This window comes from Paenibacillus agaridevorans (assembly GCF_003112455.1).
GTDB lineage: Bacteria > Bacillota > Bacilli > Paenibacillales > Paenibacillaceae > Pristimantibacillus > Pristimantibacillus agaridevorans.
The window spans coordinates 75318-80182 of sequence record NZ_BDQX01000317.1; the positions used below are offsets into that span (position 1 = coordinate 75318).

A 4865-nucleotide genomic window follows, 5' to 3' on the forward strand; every position below is an offset into this window, starting at 1 on the left:
CTTGTATTCATCGAATCCTCCCAGATAGACGGAGAGACGGCCGCGGTCCAGCTCCCATATTTTCTGCGCTAACCGATTGATCAGGTATCTGTCGTGCGTCACGATCAAAATTGTGCCGGGGTAGTCCTCCAGCGCATCCTCCAACGCTTCTCTGGACGGGATATCCATATGATTCGTCGGTTCGTCGAGAATAAGCAGATTCGGCTTCCCGAGCACGAGCAGCGCCAGTCGAAGACGCGTCCATTCTCCGCCCGATAACATACCTACTGGCTTGAACACTTCCTTGCCGTAGAACATGTAGGCTGCAAGGCTGTTCCGAGCTTCGCCCTCCTCCACGCCCGCTTCCTCCCGATAGTAGTCCAAGATCGTCTGATCCGGATTGTCCGGTCGCTGCTGCTGAGCCAGATAACCCGCCTCGACTCTCGAGCCCAGTTTCAGCTCCCCGCCGTCCGGAGCATAATCCCCTAACATGAGCTTCAGCAAAGTGGATTTGCCGGAGCCGTTGTCGCCGATCAGCATAACCTTCTCGCCATAATGCAACTCTCCGGAGATGCCTTTTAACACCGTTGTCGCCCCAAAGCGCTTCTCTACGCCGTCGAATACGACGACTTGCTTCCCAGATCGCCCGGTAGGACGAAGCCCGAACTCCGCCTCCTTGCGATCGATCGCGGGACGCTTAAGCTTCTCCATGCGGTCGAGCGCCTTCTGCATGCTTGCCGCTCTCCGAAAGAACTTGCCGTTATCGCCGATCCTGCCCCATTCCATCAGTTGCTTGATCGTCTCGCGCATCTTCTTTATAACCTTCTGCTGCTCTTGGTAATCGGCGAATTGGCGGAGGACCAGCTCCTCCTTCTCTTTGGCGTAGCCGCTGTAGTTGGCATGGAAAACCGTCGATTCGCCGTCCTCCAACTCCACGATCTTCGTTACGACACGGTCGAGGAAATAGCGATCGTGGGATACGATCAGACAGGCTCCGTCGTACCCCAGCAGGTAATCCTCGAGCCACTCCACCGCGCCCATGTCGAGATGGTTCGTAGGTTCGTCAAGCAGCAGCAGTTCCGGCTCTCTCAGCAGCTCCGAAGCGAGTCCGACTTTCGTCTTCTCCCCGCCGGATAATGTTGCGTAGGCGCGAGCGTACCACTCCCGCGGGATACGCAAGCCGTCGGCCACTCCGTCGATTCGGGCTTCCAGCTCGTATCCTCCGTCCCGCTCGAAACGCTCCTGCAGCTTCGCATATTCCGCCAGCAGATCTTCCAATCGCTCCGGACTTTGCTTCGGCGAGGACATCTCCGACTCCAGCTGCGTCATGCGAGCTCGGCAATCCAGCAAGTCTCGGAAGCCGCTCTCCAGCACTTCGCGTACCGTCGTGCTGGGGCTCATATCCGGCATTTGCCGAAGATAGCCAATCCGCGCGCCCTTGCTGATGGCCAGCATTCCTTCGTCAGGAGCGTCCAGCTTGGCGATCATGCGGAGCAAAGTCGTCTTGCCGCTGCCGTTGCGGCCGACAAGCCCGGCTTTCTCTCCATGCCGAAGCTCAAAGGTGACGTTTTCCAGGACGAGCTGGGCGGCGTTGTATTTTTTCACATTCTGGCAATTTATCGTTAACATAGGGTTTCCTCCTCATAATGGAGGCCCTACCCGCCTGCTTTCAGATCTCCGGCGAGTTCACTCGAAGACGCCGGACATATTAAAAAGGACGCAGGGAAAATTCCCCACGTCCTGTTCCGTTCGATCCGTTCAGGTTAAGGTAGGAGCCTCTTCGCAAGTTGTGTTATCGTATGGTCATAAGTGGACAGACTTCTCCCGTCTTGCGCCAAACCATGAACGATGCCAGCCATCGCGATGGGCAGCCGGCTCACTTGCGCGTTCACAACTTCCGAATTCATCCTACCTTCACCTCCTCTTGCATAATTAGTTTTCAGTATACAACAGCCTCTGCGCCTTCCGCAACATACATACGCGCAAATGGAAATCCCTCTGCCCCACGGCTTCGCGTCGATCTGTCAGGACTCCGTCACGTACAATTCCCGGTCCAGTCCCGTCAGATAAGGTGTCGCTTCGCCAATTACGTACAGCCGCAGTCGATGCATCGCACGCGTACAGGCGGTATAAAACAACTTCCGCTCGCTCTCCCGATTGTACACATGAGCGGATGCGTCGTAGATCAAAACCGCGTCGAACTCGACGCCCTTGGCCAGATAGGCCGGAAGAATGGAGATACCCCGTTCGAAGGTGAGCGTCTCCTTTGTGATGAGCAGGAGATTCTCGCCTCCCGCAGCCGTCAGGCTCCCAAAGGCCTCGCGGCTCTCCGCCGCGGTCTTCGTAATGACGGCGATGGAACCGAAGCCTTCCGCTTGCAGCTTGGCGAGGTCTTGCAGCATACGCGCCGTTCGCTCCCCGTCATTGTCAAGCATCGTCACTATCGGTTTGCCCCCGCTCCGGTCAAAAGGCACAATCCCCTCGCCCTCGGACAGCAACGGCTTCGTAAACGATACGATCTCCCGCGTAGAACGATAGCTTCTGACGAGGCGTATGAGCGTCGTATGTTCTTCTCCGTAGAGTCGGACCAGCGGAGAATCCGTCTCCTGCAGATTGGTCGCCTGAGGAAAGATCGCCTGCCCGAAGTCGCCTAGCACCGTCATGCGGGCGTGGGGGAACAATCGTTTCAAGAAGGTGTACTGGAACGGCGAATAATCCTGGCCTTCGTCCACGAACACATGCCGCACGTCATTGTTTCTCCGGGCGCCTTCCACGAGCTCTTTCATATAGAGAAACGGAGTCGCATCCTCATACAGCAACTCCTTTCTCTCCAGCTTCTCTTGCGTTGCCCGGCATATATCGCTCCATAGCGATGGCAGCTCCTGCTCTCCTGTCATGTCCCGATACTTTGACGCATCGTCGAACAGACTGCTGTAGAGACCGATCACATCGACGAACTTGAGACGCTTTACTTGCCGCCGCAGCGGCGCGAACCTTTCCTTCGCGATCATGCGGCGCAGAAACTCCTCCTCTTGATCGCCGAAGTCGAACACATTCTCTTCTCCCAGCTCCCGCTTGGGGACGTCTCCATACGCATCCAGATATTGTTGAGTAAAGTCGAAGACCGCGTCTTCCTTCTCGTATTTTTTCCTTATGGAGCCGTATGCCGCTTGATAGTCCTCCATATCCAGATAGTTCAGTTCGTCCTGAACCCAATCCGCCGCACGCTCCTTGCGCTCCAATACGGCCAGCTCCTTTAGCAGCCAGTCGCGCAGCATGGTGATCCGATTCTCTAGCGAGACCGAGCTGTCGAAGCTATAAAATTTAGAGGACATTTGTTCCGCGGTAACGAGTTCCCTGTCCATAAACGTAATGCCGATAAACCTCATTCCTTGCAAGCACAGCCACTCCGCATACCGGCGAAGCGCGTCTAGAAAGGCTTCCGACGCTTTATACCGAATCCCTTGCTGCCTGGCCTCATACGCGTCCCTGTCCTCCGTTGTCAGCGCAAATTCCAATCCGTCAAAAGGGCTCTCAACCGAAACTTCGGGCTCCAGCCAATGGGCCAGATACTCCTGAAAGGTCGTCTGCTGCATATTGTCCTCGCCGAGCTCCGGAAGCACGGTGGACACGTAGCTGTTGAACATGGGATTAGGAGAGAACAGGACGATCTGATCCGCCGTCAGCCGATTGCGGTATCTATACAGCAAATAGGCTGCGCGCTGAAGAGCGGCGGACGTCTTGCCGCTGCCGGCCGCTCCCTGCACGATGAGCATGTGGCTCTTAACGTCGCGCACGATGGCGTTCTGCTCCTTCTGTATCGTGGCTACGATACTCTTCATGGCCGTGTCCGCCCCGTTGCCCAGCGCCTGCTGGAGCAGCTCGTCGCCGATCGTGACGCTGGTATCGAATACATTGCGGAGCTCTCCGCTCCGAATTTGATATTGCCGCTTCAGCGCCATTGTCCCCCGGACGGTACCGCCGGGCGTTTCGTATTCCGTCTCTCCCGGAGAGGCGTCATAATATAGGCTCGCGATGGGCGTTCTCCAATCGTACACCAGGAAGTTCAAACCTTCTTCGTCGACAAAAGAGGAGACGCCGATATAGACTCGCTCAGGGGAGCCTTCCCCCTCCTCCGCGAAATCGATCCGTCCGAAATAAGGCGATGGCAGCAGCCGCTTCATATTGTTCCATTGCTTCAAACGCTGGCGGTGGCTTCGCTCCCGCTCCGACAGCAGCGCTTCCTGCTGCTTGATGCTGTGGAACGTTTCCTCGAAATCCTCGTCCGTGCTCGTATTAACCGTCACTTCTTCCCAGAATTGCTTGCGGATATCCGTCACTTGATGGTGAAGCCCCGCAACCTCGGGTTCCAGCCTGTCTATCTCCTTGTGCAGCTGCTCCGTTACGGACTTCAGCCGCTCTTGCTCTTCCTTCCAATCGTCGGCGCTGATCATCTCTTGCGAACACGCTCCTTCGGTGGTTATGGATTTTTTAAAAACCTGGTTGACAATTCGGCGATCCACATGATATTATAGAAGTATAGATAAGATGTTCTAACTCCGTCTAAATTAATGAGGTTCGCACAGATTTATTAATCATAACATAGACTGTTTGTCATGTAAACAGTTCTAATTGATCACATAACCAAAGACGGCCTCTGTCGATGACAGAGGCCGTCTTTTTTGATGGCTGCACAACTTGCCACGGGAGACTTGCCCGGACGAACCTTTATATCGAAGTTTTACGCTTTATTCGGCCGTCTAGCACGAGCCCAGCCTTTTATAGCGGAATTTTCCGCTTTATCCGGACGTCTCGCACGAGTCTAACCTTATATAGCGGAGTTTTCTGCTATATTCGGACGTCTAGCACGAGTACAGCCTTTTATA

At 55.2% G+C, this 4865-nt stretch carries 3 protein-coding genes; all 3 read right to left on the minus strand.

Features of this window, described 5'->3' with window-relative positions; all coding sequences use genetic code 11:
* Positions 1-1608, minus strand: a 1608-nt coding sequence (gene abc-f / locus PAT3040_RS25675; protein WP_108994921.1) for a ribosomal protection-like ABC-F family protein, incomplete at its 3' end; no start/stop codon positions are given.
* A 134-nt stretch (positions 1609-1742) separates the two neighbouring features.
* Positions 1743-1886, minus strand: a complete 144-nt coding sequence (locus tag PAT3040_RS37410) for a hypothetical protein (protein ID WP_181376829.1) — start codon at positions 1884-1886, stop codon at positions 1743-1745.
* Positions 1887-2003: 117 nt separating this feature from the next.
* Positions 2004-4433, minus strand: a complete 2430-nt coding sequence (gene helD / locus PAT3040_RS25680) for an RNA polymerase recycling motor HelD (RefSeq protein WP_108994922.1) — start codon at positions 4431-4433, stop codon at positions 2004-2006.
* Between the last annotated feature and the right edge of the window lie 432 nt (positions 4434-4865).

What these genes read in the sequence shown, in the direction of transcription:
- PAT3040_RS37410 (WP_181376829.1), bottom strand. Translation starts at nt 1,886, where the DNA reads ATGAATTCGGAAGTTGTGAACGCGCAAGTGAGCCGGCTGCCCATCGCG.
- helD (WP_108994922.1), bottom strand. Translation starts at nt 4,433, where the DNA reads ATGATCAGCGCCGACGATTGGAAGGAAGAGCAAGAGCGGCTGAAGTCC.